The sequence below is a fragment of the Bradyrhizobium sp. genome (assembly GCF_049581145.1).
Lineage (GTDB): Bacteria > Pseudomonadota > Alphaproteobacteria > Rhizobiales > Xanthobacteraceae > Bradyrhizobium.
In genome coordinates this window covers 1-16,928 of sequence record NZ_JBAURI010000853.1, presented here as the reverse complement: position 1 = coordinate 16,928, position 16,928 = coordinate 1, and the positions used below count along the sequence as shown (strand labels likewise).

Sequence of the window (16,928 nt, the reverse complement as noted above, 5' to 3'; positions counted from 1 at the left end):
ACATAGACCCGCAGCGCCGCATGCGGCAGCTGCGCGCCGACATCGATGTCGAAACTGCGCTTGGAGAGCCAGTCCATGTAGTCCGGAAAGCTCTCCCAGGCCCAAGGGATGCCGGCGCTCAACACCGGCTCCGGAATGTCCTCGACGCCTTCCATCAACTGGATCAGCCGCAGATGATCGTCGACGCGGCATGGCGCGAAGCCGACGCCGCAATTGCCCATGATCGCGGAGGTGACGCCGTTCTGCGAGGACGGCGTGATCTCCTGGCTCCAGGTCACCTGGCCGTCATAATGGGTGTGGACGTCGACAAAGCCCGGCGTCACCAGCTTGCCCTTGGCGTCGATTTCCTCCTTGCCGGTGGCCGACACCTTGCCGATTTCGGCAATGCGGCCGTCCCTGATGGCGATATCGGCTTCGAACAAATCGCCGCCGCGTCCGTCTGCAATGGTGCCGCCGCGGATCACGAGGTCTGGATTCGCGGTCATGAGATTTGCGGTCATGGCGTTGCTTCCCCGGGTTTTTGCTGATTGCCGGTATCATCGGCGCCAGGCCGGGGGTGTCAACCGCCCCCGACGCGGTTCAGGGCTGCGCCGGTTCGGGATCGGCGGCGCGACTTTGCTGCCTTCGCTCCGTGAATGGCGCAAGCGCGACCGTCAGCACCATGAAGGCGGCGGATGTACCGAACACCCAATGCGGAAAATTCTGGTCCATGATCCAGCCGAACAGCAGCGGGCTTAAAATCCCGCTGAAATTGAAGCCGGTGGAGACGAGACCGAAGGCGCGTCCCGCGGCGCCCGCCGGCGCCGCGTTTCGCACCAGCATGTCGCGCGAGGGCGCGATCACCCCGCCGAGGAACCCGGCGGTCGTCATCGCCGCCGTCAGCATGAGCGACGGCAGCCCCACCGTTGCTATGACGAGCATGATTGCGGCATTGACGGCAAAACAGCCGGCCGCAACCTGGCCATGTTTCTCGGTGTGGTCGGCCAGAAAGCCGCCGGCCAGCACGCCGGCCGCGCTCGCGCCGAGATAGGCGGTCAGCGCCAGGTTGGCCGAGGAGAACGAGGTGCCATAGCCGCCCATCAGCGCCACCACGCCGAAATTGCTGATCCCGGCGCTGGAGAGGCCAAGCAGCATGAAGAAGATCGTGAGCACGATCAGCGCCGGCGTGATGATGTTCTTTTGCGGCAGCCTGGCGCCATGCGCCCGCTTGTGGTGCGCGCCGGCATCGGGAACGCCGGCCAGCAGCAACAATAACGAGGTCGCCACGCCGACCATGCCCGCAACGATCAGGGCGCCGAGGCCGCCGATCGTGCTCACCAGCGCGGCCACGATCGCCGGCGCCATCGCGCTGCCGAGAAAACCTGCGAAAGTATGAATCGAAAAGGCGCGTCCCATCCGCGCTTCGTTCATGTGCTCTGACAGGATCGCGTAATTGGCGGGATGATAGACGCTGTTGGCAAGTCCGAGCAGCACGGCGCCCGCGATCAGGCTGGCGTAGCTCAAATGCAGGCCGAGCAGGATCAGCGCGCAGCCGCCGAGGGCGAGCCCGGTCAGCAGGATCTTTCGCGCGCCGATATGGTCGACGATGTAACCGAGCGGCGCCTGGGTCAGGCCCGAGGTGACGGCCAGGACGGTCAGCGCGAACCCGAGCTCGACATAGCCGACGCCCAGTTGCTGTTTCAGAAATGGAAACAGCATGGGCAGCACCAGCAGATGGAAATGGCTGACCCAATGCGCGGCCGAAATCAGACCGAGCGTGCGCAGCGACGAGTCGGCCTTCATTTGCTGCGATGCGGCGAGAATGTCGGCCATGGCCCCGAGAGAATCCGCGTGGTGAGGGTCGACAAACTATCGGTACAAGCCGCAATTTGTCCATGAACGGCGCCGCATGGCAGCCTTGGGCGCCGCAATAGGAGCAGCTACAGCGGCTCGTCGTCGTTGCCGGTACGGTCGCGCTTCGGAGTGCAGATATCGCCATCCTCGAAATCGTCGTCAGCAGGCGGCGGAGGTGGCGGCTGCTTGGTTTTGTCCTCCGCCGGCTTGGCGGGCTCGTGCTTCTTGCCGATCGTGATCATGTGCTCCCTCGGACCTCTCCCTGGACCGCAGACTGAAGCTCTCTCTAGCGGCCGTCGCCGCGGTTCGGCTTGACGTCGATCAAGCGGCCTGGCCTTGAAGCACCGGCCCGCCGGCCTTCTTCCAGGCATCGATGCCGCCGGCGATGTGCGCGGTATTGGCGAGACCTGCCGCCTTGGCCGCCGCGACCGCCATCGCCGAGCGTTCACCGAATGCACAGAAGAACACGATGCGGCGTCCGGTCGCCGCCGCCACCTCGCGTAACATGCCGCCGCGCTGAAGATTGTCGGCGATCGACGGGTAGGGCGCGTGCAGCGCGCCGGCGAGCGTGCCGTGCTTGATGCGCTCGGTGCTCTCGCGCAGATCGACCAGCAGAATGTCGGGCCGGCCAAGGCTCTCGATCGCCTGCCACGCGGTCAACGAAGCACCGAGCTTTTCGAGCTCGGCCTGGTGCAGGCCGACATGCATGTTGGCGGGTACCGCCGTGTCCATCATCTTCGGATTGGGCAATTTCAGATTGGCCATCAGCTCGATGTAGTCGTCGACCGATCCCACCTGCAGGCGCGGATTGTAGCGCTTCTCTTCGCCGATGGTGGAGACGGTATCGCCCTTGTAGTCGTGCGCCGGAAACACCAGCGTCTCCTCGGGCAGTTTCAGGAGCCGGTTGAAAATCGAATCATATTGCGCCCGCGCGCTGCCGTTCTGGAAGTCGGTGCGGCCGGTGCCGCGGATCAGCAGCGTGTCGCCGGTGAAGACGCGGTCGCCCATCAGAAAGCTGTAGGAATCGTCGGTGTGGCCGGGCGTGTACATCACGTCGAGGCACAAGCCCTCGATCGTGACCTCGTCGCCGTCGGCGACCCGCATCGCCACCACGTCGGCCTTGCTCTGCTCGCCCATGATGGTGACGCAGCGGGTGCGGTCGCGCAGCTCGCCGAGGCCGGTGACGTGGTCGGCATGCAGGTGGGTGTCGATAGCCTTGACCAGCCTGAGGTCAAGCTCGCGCAGCAACTGGCAATAGCGGTCGGCCTTCTCCAGCACGGGATCGATGATCAAGGCTTCGCCGCCGGCGCGGCTCGCCAGCAAATAGCTGTAGGTCCCGGAGACGCTGTCGAAGAGCTGACGAAAGATCATGGGCGCTTGCCGCCGTGAAGGTGATTCCAAGATTAGCACATCAGGGGCGGATATAGCTCCAGCCCTGCTCCTGCAATTCCATCAAATGAACGACGCCGGAGGGAACAAGCGCGGCTTCAGGGACCAGCGCGACCGCATGGCCCTCCGCCTTCTCCATGCCCAGCCTGGTGTTGTTGCAGGCGGATAGCTGGATCTTGCCTGGAAATATCATGTCCTTGAGGCGTTTGAGGCGATCCTTGACTGGCGAGGTATCGACCCGCAGCATATGCAGGCCCGGACCATAGGCGACGATGTCGATGTCCACGTCCTCGTTCTTGCCGCGGTAATATTCGATCACGTTGGTGGCGTTGCTCAGCGCGAGGTTCATGACCTGCGGGTCGTTCTGGTCGACCTGGATCGCGACGTGATGGGTTTTCGCGTCGGCGGCGAGCGCGCTCGACACAAGGGCGATCGCCAACAGGGCTGCGGTTGCAAGGCGGCGTAGCATCACGAAACTCCTCAGGGCCGGACCAACGTATATCCGTTCTCGGTCAGGCGCAGAATCTGCCCGACGCCGACCTGGACCGGAGTCGCGGCGGGAATGATCTCCGGCCGTTTGCCGGTTTCGCGCTCGACTGTATTTACGGTATTGAGGCAGACGTCGAAACGCACGCCCTGCGCGATCAGGCTTTCGATCAGCTTGCGGTTGGCGTTGGCGGTTCGCAGGAGTTCGATTCCGGGACCGAATGCCACCACTTCGATCGCAACCTTGTCAGGGTCGTAGGCCTTCAAGAGATTGTAGGCCACGCTGATGACGAGCGCCTGCTTGTTCTGAGCGTCGTCGGAGAGTTGCAGCACGATCTTGTGTTCGGCGAACGGCTTGTCCTGCAGCGGAGGGGCCTGCTGGGCGCGGGCCGCAGGCCACTGCGCTGTCGTCGTCAATGCCACAAACAGTGCGGCAACGATCGCCGGAGAGGCCCGTTCGAGCTTCATCCCTGCCCCACGATGCCCGGATTGTTCTCGACGCCCCGCAAGATGACGCCGCTGTCGCGGAGCGCGGAGGATTGTCCAGAGCGGAGATGGTTTGCAAAAACGTCCCATACCGGCATGCCTTGTTGAGCGTTGACTGAAGCCCAGCCCGCCACCTTGTAGCTCTTGCCGGCTTCGAGCGAACGGCCGTCGTCGAGCCGCAGCTCGGAGATGCGGCGTCCGACCGACTCGGCCGGCGTGCAGGCGTAAGTCATGCCGCCGACGCGGACCATGTCGCCGCCCTGCTGGTGATAGGGGTCGACATTGAAGAGATTGTCGCAGACATCCTCGAGCACGTCCTTGATCTGGCTGCCGGTCATGCTCTGCACGTAGGTCTCCGGATAGGTGACCGCAGTCTCCGACAGCACGTCGTCCATCGTCATCGGTTGGCCGGGCAGAACGCTGTTGCCCCAGCGGAATCCCGGAGACAGCGCGATCTCGGCGCCGAACTGGGCGCGCAATGCGTCGCAGATCAGCTGGTCCACGGTGCCGTTGAAATTGCCGCGCCGATAAAGCAGGTGGTCCGCAGTCGCGACCTTCTCGGCATGGGCCGACTGATGCGGCGCGTGCAATCTGTCGATCAGCGCCTGCATCTCCGAATCCGGCTTCAGCATATCCGAAAAGACAGGAAGCAGCCGATAGCGCACGTTGCCGACCCGGCCCTTTGCGATGTCCAGATCGAGCACGCCGAGGAATTTTCCGTTGGAGCCGGCGTTGGTGACGAACGTGATGCCGCCAGCGTTGCTCACCGGGATCGGTTGCGGAACGGCATCGTGGGTGTGACCGCCGAGAATGACGTCGATGCCGCTGACGCGGCCGGCGAGCTTGAGATCGACGTCCATGCCGTTGTGCGAGAGCAGAATCACCGCGTCGGCCTTGTCCGTGCCGCGCAGCGCGTCGACGAGCTTCTGCAGCTCATCGTCGCGGATGCCGAAGGTCCAGTCCGGCGTGAAGCGCCTGGGATGGGCGATCGGTACGTAGGGAAAGGCTTGCCCGATCACGGCGACACGGTAATCGCCGATCTCCCTGATGATCGCCGGCTTGAACACGCGTCCCGAAGCGGGATCGAAAGCCTTGGCGTCGTCGAAAGCCGCCTCCTCGGTGAGGAACACGTTCTGGGCCAGGAATTCGCCCTTGAAACGCGCCAGGTTCGCGCGCAACGCGTCTTCGCCATAGGTGAATTCCCAATGGCCGGTCATGGCCTCGATACCGAGCAAGTTCGCCGCTTCCACCATGTCGGCACCCTTCATGGTGTTGGCAAGGCCTGTGCCCTGCCAGAGATCGCCGCCGTCGAGCAGCAGCGAGCGCCGCGCGCCGACCTCGCTGCGCAGCCGATCAATCAGCGTCTTCAGATGCGCGAACCCGCCGAGCTTGCCGAAGCGGACTGCGGCCTTCTCGAAATCGAGGCAGGTGAAGGCATAGGCTTCGGCGCTGTCGGGCTTGATGCCGAAATGGTCGAGAAAGGCGCCCCCGACCAGGTGCGGCGGCCGCCCCTGCATGGCGCCGATGCCGAGATTGATGCTGGGTTCGCGGAAATAGACCGGCTTGAGCTGCGCATGCGTGTCGGTCATGTGCAGCACGCGCGCATTGCCGAAGCGCTCCAGGTCATAGATGCCGCTCGCGTCGGCGGCGCGCGATCGGCGCGACAGGCCGGCGGCAAGCGCGGCAGCGCTCGTCATCTTGAGAAAATCCCGGCGGCGGATGGTCATCGCGACTCTCCCAGACGTTAGTGGATTTCAATATCCTGCCAGCGCTCTTTCTCGCTGGTCGCCTGGAAGATCGAAGCGTTCGCCAGCGCTTCGGCCTCCTTCGCGGCTGCCACCGCGCTGTCGAAATCGCCGCTGGCCGCGGCCTTTTTTGCCTCCGCGAGCGTCGTTTCCGTCGTGGTCCATCGGTTGCGCAAAATGCTCGCCTCGTTCTCGGCGGCCTCGGCAGCGGCGTAAGCCGTCTTGAAATCGGTCTCGGAACTTGCCGCGAAGGCCGGCGCCGAGGCGGCGACCAGAACGATCAAGAGCAGCGCGCGCATCCGGGCTCTCCGATCGCCGCTCATGGCCGTGCGCCCGGGCCCGAGATCGGCAGCCCGTTGCTGAGGTAAGACAAATAATATTCGAGATTGCGGTATTCGTCGGATTGCGGCTCAAGCGGCACGGCGCGGGTCTGGCTGTTGCAGGTCACGAAGCGGCGGCTGGTCGTGCCCATGCCGCTCCATTCCGAGCGATAGATCGGCATCGCGTTGAGAATGCCGAGCGCGGGCGCGAGAATTTCGGCCCGAAGACGCTCGCCCGGGCTTTGCACGTGACAGCTCGCGCAGGAGAAGTTGAGCTGGCCGCGCCGGGTATAGAAGTATTGCTTGCCGTCCTGATAGGCCTCGAGCGCGCGCGGATCGTTGGGGATCTTGATGTCCATCGGTTTGCCGCGAGAGGTGAACGCCATATAGGCGGTCAGCGAGGCCATCTCGTCCTTGACATAGGAATAGGGCGCTTCGCCGTTGGCCTCGCGGCAGCGGTTCAGGGCGAGTTCGAGGGTGACGACCTTGCCTTGCTTCTCGTCGAAATAGGGGTAGTCCTGCCGGATGCCGATACCGCCGTTCGGAAAGCAATCCGCGTAGCTCTTGCCGTTCCTGAAGGGTTTTCCGAACATCTCCTTGCCGGCGTCCAGCGCGAATTGATAAGGTGGGAATTGCTCGATGTCTTCCCACTGCTTTCGCATGTCCTGATTCATCGAATAAGGACCGTTGACGAAATCCTCCAGCTTCACTTGCGGAAACTTCTTGACGAAGTAATCGCGGAACGCCTTGGCGTCGGCCGCGGGATCCGGCGCTCCGGCGGCGACCGCGCGCGGCGCGACGATCATCAGCGCGGCAAGCGCCAGCGCCGCGGAGGCAAACAGGATCGAAGCGGGCGGCTTCATTCTACTGAATCTTGGCGGTGATGGCGTCGGTCGCGCCCTTGTTGTCGACCCAGCTGATCTTGAGATCGTCGCCCTTCTTGGCGCCCTTGAACGAGAACTTGACGTACGGATCCTTGGAGACAGCCGGGCCCCAGTCGGCCAGAAAAACGACCTTGCCGTCGTGTTCGAACGTCAGTTGCTGGATGAAGTGCGCCGGGATGAGGGCGCCTTGCGCATCCTTGACGTAGCCGGAATCCATCGGATGCTGCACCAATGACTGCACTTCGGTGGTATCGCCGCTTGAAATCGCGCGGATGCGAATCGTGGATGCCATGTCAGAATTCCCCTAAAATCAGCCGCCGCAGCCGCCAACGGTAACCTTGACTTCCTTGGTCGCGCTGTAGAGCTTGCCGCCGGCCTCCACGATCGCGATCACGTTGCTGGTCTTCTGCATCTTCAGCCGGTTGGCCACGTTCGGCAGCGTGCCCTCGGGAATCCGGTAAGATGCGGCCAGCGCGTTGGGATTTTCGCTGACCAGGAACGAGATCGAGGTGACGTTGTCGAGCGTGGTCGTGACCGAGATCGGGACCACCGCGCCGTTTTCGGCGATCTCCGGCGCGTCGAGCTTGACCTTGTCGGAAGCCTCCGCGGTCCCGCCGTACAAGCTCTTGATCGCATCGGCGTCGCTCTTCTGCTTGAACGCATCCTCGGGGTATTTGTCGTTGGCTGCGGCGAAGGCGCTGCCGGACGGAAGGTTGCCGAGACCGATCAGCGCGACGGACCCCGCGCCTTTCAGGATCAGGCGGCGCGTGGTGCAAAATCTGTCGTCAGCGGTCGTCATGGGCGAAGTCTCCTGGAGGAAGCCGTCATAGGGTTTGCAGAAAATCCACGATGTCGTTGATCTCCTGTTCGGTCAGAACGCGATTTCGTCCGAATGGCGGCATCATGGTCGAGGGATTACGCCTGGTCTCGTCGGTCACGATGGCGACGAGGTCGTTGCGATCGGGGTATTTGCTCTTGATGTCCTTCAAGGCCGGCCCGATCGTGCCCGGCAGATCGCCGCCCTTGATGTCGTGGCAGGTCAGGCAATTGCCCTTGCCGCGGTCGAACGCCAGCGTCTCACCCGCGGCGACCGTCGATTGCGCACATGCGGCGTCGACGTCGATCGCGGCCGCGTCGGTCAACGCGAGCACTGCGATCAAGGCAGTTTTCATGCGATGATGATGGGTCAAGGCGCGTCCCGCGGTTCTATTGCGATTGCATCGTGTCGAGCGGTCCGGTCGTGCGCGGCGTAAGATCCTTGCCCTCTGCGGTGGAAGTGATCTTGACCCCGAGCGGTCCGGTGCAGGCATTCATGCATGACGTCGCCTCGGTGTCGGGTCGCGGATCGGTCCAGGTGAAATGGTCGCGATTGGGCATTTTGACCTTCGGCAAGCTCTCGCGATCGGCAACGAAATCATTCGGAACGATGTCGTTGAGGTTCAGAATATAGGCGGTCAAGGCATAGACGTCATCCGCGGATAATGTGTGCGGCGTGGGAAACGGCATCGCCCGGTTGATATAGTCGAACAGGGTCGGCGCAAAGGGCCAATAGCTGCCCACCGTGGGCTCCGGCCGGTCATCTCGGAGCGTACCTGTGCCGCCCGCGAGCTTCGGGTAGCGGCCTTCGCCTTCACCGAAGGTCCCGTGACAGGCGGCGCACTGGTCCGCGAAGACCTGGGAGCCCTTCTCGACCGTGCCCTTGCCGGCCGGCAGGCCCATCCCATCGTCGCCGCGCACGTCGATATCCCATCCAGCGATCTGCTCGGGTGTGGCTCTCTGGCCATAGCCAAAATGCCCGGGCTCTGCCGCGCTCGCAAAAGCGCCTGCGGCGGCGATCACGCCGGCGCTCAGCAGCAGGGGAAGCCTACGCGAGCTGGACATCGAACACGCTCCCGTCCGGCTTGATCTGCCAGGTCTGAATCGAATTGTTGTGATAGACCGAATTCGTGCCGCGCCGCTTGCGCAGCTCGGCAATGGTCGGCTGCACGTAGCCGGTTTCATCGATCACGCGTGATTCCAGCAGTGCCGGCTGCCCGTTCCACTGCCAGGGCAGTGTGAATTTCGTCAGCGCCTTCGACAACACCGGCTCATGGAGTTGCGCGGTCTGCCAATTGACGCCGCCGTCGGTGGAGACATCGACCCGCTTGACCTTGCCACTGCCGGTCCACGCCAATCCCCGAACCTCATAGAGCCCCGGGCCGCCAAGCGGCTTTTCCGGGCACGGGAAGGTGATCACGGATTTGGCGTCGATCAGCCAGGTGAAACCGCGCGACGTGCCGTCCGGCATCAGGTCGGTGTATTTCGAGGTTTCCTCGCGGGAGAACCAAGGCTTGTCGCCGAGCTTGATCCGGCGCAGCCACTTGATGTTGACGTTGCCTTCCCAGCCCGGCACCACGAGCCGCAGCGGGTAACCCTGCTCGGGCCGCAGCGCCTCACCGTTCTGGGCATAGACGACGAGGCAATCGTCCAGGCACTTGTCGAGCGGCAGGCTGCGGTTCATATGCGCGCCGTCCGCGCCCTCGACCAGCGCCCATTTCGCCCCTGGCTTGATCCCGACCTCTTCGAGCAGCGTCGACAGCCTGACGCCGGTCCATTCCGCGCAGGAGACCATGCCGTGGTTGAATTGCAGAGAGTTGATCTGCGCGGCGCGCCATTCCATGCCGCCATTGGCCGGGCATTCGACGAAGTGGATGCGCGACACCGAGGGAAAACGCGCGATCTCCTTCATGGTCAGGATCAGCGGCCGCTCGACCAGACCGTGGATCATGAGCCGGTGTTGATCCGGATCGACATCGGGGCGTCCTGCGTGATGGCGCTCGAAGAACAGGCCGTTCGGCGTGATGATGCCCTGCAGGTCCTGCAGCGGTGAAAAGCTGACGGAGGATTCGGTGCCCGCCGTGAGCCACGGCACGTTGCGCCTGATGACGCCGGCCTCGAAGTCGGAGGGCCGGCCATACGGCCGATCGACGACTCCCGCGCCGATACTTTGCGACCATGATGGTTCCGAAGGCGGGGAAGCGGGCGCTGTCCCGGCGTTGCCTGGTCGTGCACCGACCGCCAGGCTTCCGGTCAGCGCTGCACCGAGCGTGAGAAACGTGCGGCGGCCCAGCGGATTGTTGACGCCTGCACGCGTTGATACCACAGGCGCGTTGCGCCCTGGCGGGAGCTGCACGTTTCCTCGCTTCGCGGCGAGTGGCCGCAAGTTTTCATTGTTGACGGATGGTATATCGTCGGTATCTAAATTAGTCAATGCTAAACAATGGGGACCATTATAGCATGCAGAAAAGGGCTGTTCGCGAGCGGAACCCCGGATCAGGACCTCTAGCCATGAGAGCAGCTGCAGCAAATTCCAAGGCGGTGCCGGCGGCCGCCGACGCGGCCAGCGCGGTCGCGTTGAAGAAGCTCGTCATGCAGGCCGCCGACGCCGCACAGCACCTGAAATTGCTTGCCAACGAAAAACGCCTGCTGATCCTCTGCTTTCTGGCTGCGCGAGGCGAGATGACGGTTGGAGAACTCGTCAGGGCCGTGGAATTGAGCCAGTCGGCGCTGTCCCAGCATCTGGCGAAACTGCGTGCCGACGGTATGGTAACGTTCCGGCGGGCCTCGCAGACATTGCACTATAGCGTTGCCGACCGGCGCACATTGCTGCTTCTGCAGACGCTCAAGCAGATCTATTGTGGCGATCTGAAATGAAGGCACGGAACGATCGCGCGTCAGGCCATCATCGCTTGTAGCCCGGCCATCGTTTCAGATCGACATATGCGGAAGCTCGCATTTTTGGTGGAGCCCTGATGGCAGATTACGTCGTCGAGTTCGGAAAGGAGGGCCGGCCGGTCGAGCCGGACGGCCGGCTCGATGCCGCGGCATTCCACCGCAACCATCAGGCCATCTGGGCGGTGCTGCAGCGGTTCCTGGCCGGACGAGCCGGCGACGTGCTGGAGGCCGGCAGCGGCACCGGCCAGCATGTCGTGCATTTCGCCGGGCATGCGCCGGATATCACCTGGTGGCCGAGCGATCTCAACGAGCAGCATCTGAAAAGCATCGAAGCCTGGCGTGCCCACGCGCAATTGGCCAACATCCGGCCACCGCGGCGGATCGACCTGTCCGATCCCGCGTGGCGCGACGAGATGCGGGATGGCGGCGGCCCGCAGGACCTGCTGGCGCTGTTCTGCGCCAATGTGGTCCACATCGCGCCATGGCGCGTCGCCGAGGGACTATTCTTCGGCGCCGGCCGTTATTTGCGCAGCGACGGATGGCTGTTTCTCTATGGGCCGTTCAAGCGCGCCGGCCAGCATACCGCAGTCAGCAATGCGGTGTTCGACACGAGCCTGCGCGCCGGCAATCCGGAATGGGGCGTGCGCGACATCGCCGACGTCGAGGCGCTTGCGTCAGGCGCGGGCCTTGCCCTGCAAGAGATCGTGGACATGCCGGCCAATAATCTCGTTCTGATCTTTGCCGGTTCGGAAGCGCATTGAGCCGCGGAGGTTCTCATCCGCCGCCATCCAGCCAGCGGATCTTGCTCTTCATGAAGGCAAACCCCAGCACCTGAAAAGCGGCCCGCTCGGTATTGTCCTTGCCGTAGCCGTGGCCGCCGGCCGCGGGTTCGTAGAGATAGGCTTCGTAGCCCATCGCCTGCAGCTTGGCCGCCATCTTGCGTGCGTGTCCGGGATGCACGCGATCGTCGCGCCGCGTGGTGGCGATCAGGATCGGCGGATATTTCTGTCCGGGCTTCGCGGCGTGATAGGCGGAATAGGTCTTGAGCCAGGCCCATTCGTCCGGCTTGTCGGGATCGCCATATTCGGCGATCCAGCTCGCGCCGGCCAGAAGTTTGGTGTAGCGGCGCATGTCGATCAATGGAATCGTGCAGAACAGCGCGCCGAAGCGCTCAGGGTAGCGGGTCAGCATGTTGGAGATCAGGATGCCGCCATTCGAACCGCCTTCGGCCGCGATCCGGTCCGCACGCGTGACGCCGCGCGCGACGAGATCGGCGGCGACCGCGGCAAAATCGTCATGGGCGAGCCGCTTGCCGGCATAGCGGCCGGCGTCGTGCCAGCGCGTGCCGAACTCGCCGCCGCCGCGAATATTGGCCTGCACCATGGTGCCGCCGCGCTCCAGCCAGAATTTTCCAAGCGCCGAATTGTAGGACGGACGCAGCGAAATCCCGAAGCCGCCGTAAGCGCTGAGATGCACCGGCGCATCGCCGGTCAAGGCCTGCGGCCCGGTCTGGACATAGGGAATGCGCTCGCCGTCGATCGAGACGGCCTCGTGCCGGGTGACCACAAGCCCGTCCGAGTTGAACGTGCGCGGCGCCTGCTTCAACACCGCAGGCGTTGCGATGCCTTCGATCAGCATCAATGACGACGGCGTCAGCGGGTCCTGGATATTGGCCAGCAGATCGCCGTTGCTTTCGGATTCGTGTCCGTCCAGTCGCCAGACGTCGACGGTGCCGATCTCGGGCAGTCCGGGCAGGCTGTCGCGGCTCCAGGCTCGGACGGATCCTTGAGCCGATTCCCGAACCGATCCTTGAGGCGGCGTCCAGACCTCGAAGGCGGGACGCAATTCGTCGAGGATCGGCAGCACGAGCCGGCCGGCGCTCCAGAAAAGGCCCTGCAACGCCCGCCGCGGTCCGGGCTCGAACAGCGTCGTGAAGTTGCGATCGCCCGCCAGAAATGTCGACAGCGCAATTCCGAGCACCGTGTCCGGTGCATAGGTCCGAACTCCGACGGTCCATGCGCTGCGCAGTTTAAGCACGAACCAATCCTGATGGGCCTCCATCCAGATGTCGGTTGGCAGATCGAGCCTCATGCGCGCGCCGGCTTCGTCACCAAGCCAGATGTTGACATTGAAGAAATCCAACCGCTCCACGAACCAAACCCGCGGCACCGGCCCCGTGCGGTCGATGCTTGCATATGCCGCCATGTTGCCGACGGCCGTCTCGAAGACCACGGCCGCGGAATGCACGTCCGTGCCGCGCCGCCAAAGCCTGACGGTTCGGGCGTAGCCTGAGGTCGTGGCCATGCCGTCGCCAAGGGCGCTCGAAAGTAGCAGCGTATCCGCGTCGAGCCATTGCGCGCCGCTTTTCGCCTCCGGCAGCACGAAGCCGTCGGCGACAAAGCTTTTGGTCTCCATGTCAAATTCGCGCAATGTGACGGCATCGCTGCCGCCGCGCGAGAGCGACAGCAGCGCGCACGAGGATGCTCCGGGCAGCGTTTGCGTCGCATTGAGGAGCCAATCCTCGCCTTCCTCAGCGGCTAGTCGGTCGAGATCCAGCAGCGTTTCCCATTGTGGATCGGACTTGCGAAAGCTCTCGAGCGTGGTACGGCGCCAGATGCCACGCGGATTGCTTGCGTCCTTCCAAAGATTGTAAAGCTGGCCGCCGCGGCGCGTGACGTAAGGGATATTGTCCGGCCGGTCATAGATCGCCGCCAGCGTCGCGCGATCTCGTTCGAATCCGGCGCCGGCGAATTTCTCCAGCGTCAGCCTGTTTTGCCGCTCCACGAAATCCAGCGCACGCGGGCCCTCGATGTCTTCCAGCCAGAGATACGGGTCATCATCGGGGGCGGCAAGGGTTGGCCGGTCGTCGACATCGTCCATGATTCGAACTCCAGGGCTGCGGTCCGCAGCGTCATTGATGCGATACCGGCGAGCCCTGGTTAGCGCACCTGAACATACCGTGTAAAACGCGCTTTGCCTGCCGGCCTTTGTCCGTTGCCGCGGGTTGATCGGCGCGCCGCCTCTCTTCATAGTGCATCTCATAGTGCATCGTGACGGTGCATCCCGGCGCAAGGAATAGGCGAGGCCCGGCGAGGTCTGGGCGGAAATGCTGATGATCGACGTGACCGCGACCGAAGAGATGACCGACGACGCCCGCGTGCGCGCCAATGTGGTGCGGCTCGCGGCGGCGCAGGCGTTGACCGGTGCGAATTCGGCGGTGATTTTTGCCACCGGTTCGATCATCGGCGCAAGCCTGGCGCCATCGGCCGCGCTGGCGACAGTGCCGATCTCGATCTATGTGGTCGGTCTCGCCGCGGGAACCTTGCCAACCGGCGCGATCTCGCGCAGCTCAGGCCGGCGCACCGCCTTCATCCTCGGCACCGGTTGCGGCGTGCTGACCGGGCTGCTCGGATCATTCGCCATCCTGCATGGCTCGTTCTGGCTGTTCTGCTGCGCGACCTTCCTGGGCGGCCTCTATGGCTCGGTGTCGCAATCCTATCGCTTCGCCGCCGCCGATGGCGCGAGCAGCGCCTATCGGCCGAAGGCCGTGTCGTGGGTGATGGCGGGCGGCGTGTTTGCCGGCGTGCTGGGCCCGCAGCTCGTGCAGTGGACGATGGATGTCTGGCCGCCTTATCTGTTCGCCTTCAGCTATGTGGTGCAGGCCGCAGTCGCACTGGTCGCGATGGTTGTTCTGCTGGGCGTCGATGCGCCAAAGCCCGCGCCATCCGATCTCCACGCCGGCCGTCCGCTGCTCGACATCGTGCGGCAGCCGCGCTTCGTCGCGGCCGCGCTTTGTGGCGTGATCGCCTATCCGATGATGAACCTGGTGATGACGTCGGCGCCGCTGGCGATGAAGCTGTGCGGTCTCTCGCTCAGCGATTCCAATTTCGCCATTCAGTGGCACATCGTCGCGATGTACGCACCGAGCTTCGTCACGGGCGCGCTGATCGCGCGCTTTGGCGCGCCGGTCATGGTCGTGCTTGGGCTGTCGCTGGAAGCGCTCGGCGCGACCATTGGGATTTCGGGCCAGACGGCGATGCACTTCTGGGCGACCTTGATGGTGCTCGGGATCGGCTGGAATTTCGGCTTCATCGGTGCCTCCACGCTGGTGCTGGAGACGCACCTGCCGCAGGAGCGCAACAAGGTGCAGGCCTTCAACGATTTCCTGGTGTTCGGGATGATGGCGCTCGGATCGTTCTCCTCCGGCCAGCTCTTGGCCAATTACGGCTGGCCGGCGGTGAACATGGTGGTCTATCCGCCGGTCGTGCTGGGATTGACGTCGCTTGGGCTGCTCTCTCTGGCACGGCGCCGGCGCAGCCGGTTGCGGGTGGTGCCGGAATTTCCGGATCCGGGGATCTAGGTCTTCCGCAACGCTTTTGGAGGTCACATGCCGTCCCGCGTTCGCCCTGATGAGTTCATCGCTGTCGTCGAATCCGGCGATCATGCCGGCGCAATCGATCGCTATTATACCGAAGATGCCAGCAGGAATGGCGCGGCGACCGGATCGCTCGCGAGCGCTTCTTCCATGATCCGACCAAGGTCGCGACCTGACGCCAATCGCTGACACTTCGGTGACGGTGGAAGCCTGATTCCCCTGAGTTGCCATTCACTCCGTCGGGGTCTGTCTTCTGGTCGCAGCCCGACGGCGGCCATGCCGCTCATGCCTGGCGCTGCCGCAGCAGATCCTCAAGGTCCAATCGGTGCGTGAACATCGCCAGCGAGCCGTCGTTGGTGCGCGGCCATGACTCCTTGGGCCGGTCCCAGTAGAGTTCGACCCCGTTCTCGTCGGGATCGCGCAGATAGAGCGCTTCGCTGACGCCGTGATCGCTGGCACCATCGAGTTGAATGCCTGCGCTCAGCACCCGATAAAGGGCGTCCGCGAGTGCCGGCCGGGTCGGATACAGGATTGCGGTATGGAACAGTCCGGTGGAGCCGGGCGGCGGCGGATGGCCGCCTTTGCTTTCCCAGGTGTTCAGTCCGATGTGGTGATGATAGCCGCCGGCCGAAATGAACGCTGCGCTCGAGCCCATGCGCTGCATCAGCTCGAAACCGAGCACGCCGCAGTAGAACGACAGCGCCCGTTCGAGATCGGCGACCTTGAGATGAACGTGCCCGATCCGGGTACCGGGGATGATGGGCGGGGTTTCGGGCATGGTGCGCTCCCTTCGAAAGGTCTGGTGTCCCGGATGCTGCGCGTCGCGCCGACCATCGCGCCGTGACGCGCCGCTGATCCGGAGCCCATTCGAGGCAATGCCTGGGTCCCGGCTCCGCGGGGGCGTCGCGCCCCGCGTCCGGGACAGGTAGGAGGTCTCCGCCGCTAAGCAAGCTCCGATACTTCGCCGGCGGGGAGCTCAAACTCGAAGGTGTTCAACGTCATCGATACCATCGTGTAATAGCCGCACAGCCCGATGATCTCGACCAGGCCGCGCTCGCCCAGCGTCTTGATGGCGTCGTCGTAGAGGCCCTTGGCGAGGCCATGGCCCTCATGCAGCGACTTGGCGACGTTATAGATCATCTGGCCCTTGGGGTCGTCGAAGATCGGTGTGCGGCGATCGCGGATCGCGTCGATGACCTTTTCGTCGAGCCCGCCCTGTAGCGCGAGGCGCTTGTGCGCCCACCATTCGTAATGCGCGGTCCAGTGCCGAGCGGTGACCAGGATCGCGATCTCCGACAATTTGGGCGGAAACTGCGTGTTGAAGCGCAATGTCTCGCCGAGCCGCGTGGCGTGCCGCGCCATTTCGGGGCTATTGAGCCAGGCCATCATCGGCGCCGGCGCTTTGCCGCGTTTGCCGGCGACCGCCTCATCATAGGTCTGTTTCTGCTCTGGGCTCATTTCGTCAGGCAAAGGCAATTTTAGCCGCATCCCGGTTTCCTCTCTCGTTTTCAACCCCGGGCCCGTGACGCGACTCGACCAATCGAACGGCCGCACGGCGCGCAAGACATATTGAAATTCGCCAGACCCGGGCTAAGGTCGATCCAACACGACCAAACAAGGAAACGCCATGGCCGATCTGGAAAAATTTCGGAGCGATGCTCGCGCCTGGCTCGAGGCCAATTGCCCGGCCGAGATG

At 63.8% G+C, this 16,928-nt stretch carries 21 protein-coding genes; 3 read left to right on the top strand and 18 right to left on the bottom strand.

The features are described from left to right. The 14 genes from WCB02_RS28050 to soxC form a co-directional block, all read right to left on the bottom strand. Nucleotides 1-485 (bottom strand): amidohydrolase family protein (locus WCB02_RS28050; protein WP_423963009.1); only part of this gene is annotated, 485 nt, incomplete at its 3' end. 94 nt (nt 486-579) lie between these two features. Next, nucleotides 580-1,812 carry an MFS transporter gene (locus tag WCB02_RS28045; protein ID WP_423963006.1) on the bottom strand — a complete coding sequence of 411 codons (1,233 nt, stop codon included), beginning with the start codon at nt 1,810-1,812 and terminating at the stop codon, nt 580-582. A 107-nt stretch (nt 1,813-1,919) separates the two neighbouring features. After that, nucleotides 1,920-2,075, bottom strand: coding sequence for a hypothetical protein (locus WCB02_RS28040; RefSeq protein WP_423963005.1), 156 nt, complete (start codon nt 2,073-2,075; stop codon nt 1,920-1,922). 79 nt (nt 2,076-2,154) lie between these two features. Further along, nucleotides 2,155-3,204 (bottom strand): MBL fold metallo-hydrolase, encoded by a 1,050-nt coding sequence (locus WCB02_RS28035; protein WP_423963004.1) that lies wholly within the window; start codon nt 3,202-3,204, stop codon nt 2,155-2,157. Nucleotides 3,205-3,244: 40 nt separating this feature from the next. Next, a complete protein-coding gene (locus tag WCB02_RS28030; RefSeq protein ID WP_423963003.1) occupies nt 3,245-3,691 on the bottom strand; it encodes a hypothetical protein in 447 nt (148 codons plus the stop codon). 11 nt (nt 3,692-3,702) lie between these two features. Further along, nucleotides 3,703-4,176, bottom strand: a complete 474-nt coding sequence (locus WCB02_RS28025; RefSeq protein ID WP_423963002.1) for a hypothetical protein — start codon at nt 4,174-4,176, stop codon at nt 3,703-3,705. Then, nucleotides 4,173-5,921 (bottom strand): thiosulfohydrolase SoxB, encoded by a 1,749-nt coding sequence (soxB, locus tag WCB02_RS28020; protein ID WP_423963001.1) that lies wholly within the window; start codon nt 5,919-5,921, stop codon nt 4,173-4,175. The genes WCB02_RS28025 and soxB overlap by 4 nt, the downstream gene beginning before the upstream one ends. A 17-nt stretch (nt 5,922-5,938) precedes the next feature. Beyond that, nucleotides 5,939-6,238, bottom strand: a complete 300-nt coding sequence (locus WCB02_RS28015; RefSeq protein WP_423963000.1) for a hypothetical protein — start codon at nt 6,236-6,238, stop codon at nt 5,939-5,941. Between the two features lie 20 nt (nt 6,239-6,258). After that, the gene (gene soxA / locus WCB02_RS28010) at nt 6,259-7,122 is read right to left on the bottom strand and encodes a sulfur oxidation c-type cytochrome SoxA (protein WP_423962999.1); all 864 of its coding nucleotides are present in this window, start codon (nt 7,120-7,122) and stop codon (nt 6,259-6,261) included. 1 nt (nt 7,123) lies between these two features. Continuing rightward, on the bottom strand, nt 7,124-7,435 hold the full coding sequence (soxZ, locus tag WCB02_RS28005; protein ID WP_423962998.1) for a thiosulfate oxidation carrier complex protein SoxZ: 312 nt from the start codon (nt 7,433-7,435) through the stop codon (nt 7,124-7,126). 18 nt (nt 7,436-7,453) lie between these two features. Continuing rightward, nucleotides 7,454-7,942, bottom strand: coding sequence for a thiosulfate oxidation carrier protein SoxY (soxY, locus tag WCB02_RS28000; RefSeq protein ID WP_423962997.1), 489 nt, complete (start codon nt 7,940-7,942; stop codon nt 7,454-7,456). A 25-nt stretch (nt 7,943-7,967) separates the two neighbouring features. Next, entirely contained in the window at nt 7,968-8,315 is a 348-nt protein-coding gene (soxX, locus tag WCB02_RS27995; RefSeq protein ID WP_423963008.1) for a sulfur oxidation c-type cytochrome SoxX, read from the bottom strand. Between the two features lie 34 nt (nt 8,316-8,349). Next, nucleotides 8,350-9,024: a c-type cytochrome gene (locus WCB02_RS27990; protein WP_423962996.1), complete on the bottom strand. Its 675-nt coding sequence runs from the start codon at nt 9,022-9,024 to the stop codon at nt 8,350-8,352. Beyond that, a complete protein-coding gene (gene soxC, locus WCB02_RS27985) occupies nt 9,008-10,285 on the bottom strand; it encodes a sulfite dehydrogenase (protein WP_423962995.1) in 1,278 nt (425 codons plus the stop codon). Before soxC ends, WCB02_RS27990 begins: the two co-directional genes overlap by 17 nt. A gap of 266 nt (nt 10,286-10,551) precedes the next feature. Here soxC and WCB02_RS27980 point away from each other — a divergent pair, with 266 nt between their 5' ends. Continuing rightward, nucleotides 10,552-10,836: an ArsR/SmtB family transcription factor gene (locus WCB02_RS27980; RefSeq protein ID WP_423963007.1), complete on the top strand. Its 285-nt coding sequence runs from the start codon at nt 10,552-10,554 to the stop codon at nt 10,834-10,836. Nucleotides 10,837-10,934: 98 nt separating this feature from the next. Next, nucleotides 10,935-11,618, top strand: a complete 684-nt coding sequence (locus WCB02_RS27975; protein WP_423962994.1) for a DUF938 domain-containing protein — start codon at nt 10,935-10,937, stop codon at nt 11,616-11,618. 13 nt (nt 11,619-11,631) lie between these two features. Here the strand turns inward: WCB02_RS27975 and WCB02_RS27970 are convergent, their stop codons facing one another. Next, nucleotides 11,632-13,737 carry a prolyl oligopeptidase family serine peptidase gene (locus WCB02_RS27970; RefSeq protein WP_423962993.1) on the bottom strand — a complete coding sequence of 702 codons (2,106 nt, stop codon included), beginning with the start codon at nt 13,735-13,737 and terminating at the stop codon, nt 11,632-11,634. Between the two features lie 232 nt (nt 13,738-13,969). On the opposite strand from WCB02_RS27970, the gene WCB02_RS27965 reads away from it, so the two are divergent. Beyond that, nucleotides 13,970-15,217: an MFS transporter gene (locus tag WCB02_RS27965; protein WP_423962992.1), complete on the top strand. Its 1,248-nt coding sequence runs from the start codon at nt 13,970-13,972 to the stop codon at nt 15,215-15,217. A gap of 298 nt (nt 15,218-15,515) precedes the next feature. On the opposite strand, the gene WCB02_RS27960 is transcribed toward WCB02_RS27965, so the two are convergent. From WCB02_RS27960 to WCB02_RS27950, 3 genes are all read right to left on the bottom strand, one after another. After that, the gene (locus WCB02_RS27960; RefSeq protein WP_423962991.1) at nt 15,516-16,010 is read right to left on the bottom strand and encodes a VOC family protein; all 495 of its coding nucleotides are present in this window, start codon (nt 16,008-16,010) and stop codon (nt 15,516-15,518) included. A gap of 164 nt (nt 16,011-16,174) precedes the next feature. Next, nucleotides 16,175-16,720, bottom strand: a complete 546-nt coding sequence (locus WCB02_RS27955; RefSeq protein WP_423962990.1) for a carboxymuconolactone decarboxylase family protein — start codon at nt 16,718-16,720, stop codon at nt 16,175-16,177. Next, nucleotides 16,695-16,928: hypothetical protein (locus WCB02_RS27950; protein ID WP_423962989.1), on the bottom strand; the 234-nt coding region annotated here is incomplete at its 5' end. The genes WCB02_RS27950 and WCB02_RS27955, both read right to left, overlap by 26 nt.